Genomic DNA, 711 nt, shown 5'->3' with positions numbered 1-711 from the left:
TAGCTGGGCAATGGAAATCCCTGCACGTTGAGCAAGAGCTGCTTCTCCCTCTCCAGGCTGTACTGTAAGTGTTCCTTCACCCTCTGTAGTATGTTCTTCCGAACTGCTCTGTGAAGGTGTTGATTCAGAAGAAGCTGTTTCCTCTACCTTGCTACTTGAAGATGATGATTCTTCCACTTTAGAACTTGAACTTGTAGAAGGAGACGATGCATCATAGAAGTCCTTCAAAGATGATGTACGATTGCTTCCACCGGTTGATAGGTAAATCAATACAACTACCATCGCTACAACAATTACAAAGAAGAGGCTGGCTAGAACCGTTAAGACACGATTCGCAACAACGCCTTTCCCTTTTTGTTTCCGGTGTCGACGCTCTGATCTTGTTTCTTCCTCATTGTTTTCGTAAATATCTTCTTGCCACGGTTCTTTTTCCATACCTTACTCCTTGTTTTTTTTACATTTTCTTATTACAATATAAATATGAAAGTCACACTTATACCCGAACGGTGCATTGCCTGCGGGCTTTGCCAAACCTATTCTGAACTCTTCGATTACCATGATAATGGAATCGTTCGATTTTACGATGATCCAGTTGAATTGCAAAGAGAAATCGCTGAGACCAGCGATGTTCTGGAGGCCATCAAAAATTGTCCTACAAGAGCACTTCTAAAAGATCCATCGTAGGAAGCAGGGAATAAATATAATTGATTT

Annotated in this window: 2 protein-coding genes; one reads left to right on the top strand and one right to left on the bottom strand. The window is 41.4% G+C overall.

Annotation, left to right across the window (positions count from 1 at the left end):
• Positions 1-435: SAG1386/EF1546 family surface-associated protein (locus GMD4S_RS09850; RefSeq protein WP_000410191.1), on the bottom strand; the 435-nt coding region annotated here is incomplete at its 3' end.
• A gap of 45 nt (positions 436-480) precedes the next feature.
• Here GMD4S_RS09850 and GMD4S_RS13110 point away from each other — a divergent pair.
• Positions 481-684 carry a ferredoxin gene (locus tag GMD4S_RS13110; RefSeq protein WP_002874767.1) on the top strand — a complete coding sequence of 68 codons (204 nt, stop codon included), beginning with the start codon at positions 481-483 and terminating at the stop codon, positions 682-684.
• The last annotated feature ends 27 nt before the right edge of the window (positions 685-711 follow it).

The sequence above is a fragment of the Streptococcus sp. GMD4S genome (assembly GCF_000296955.1).
This window is presented reverse-complemented; position numbering and strand designations above follow the sequence as displayed.

Coding starts and splice junctions, on each gene's coding strand:
- GMD4S_RS13110 (WP_002874767.1), top strand. CDS start 481: ATGAAAGTCACACTTATACCCGAACGGTGCATTGCCTGCGGGCTTTGC.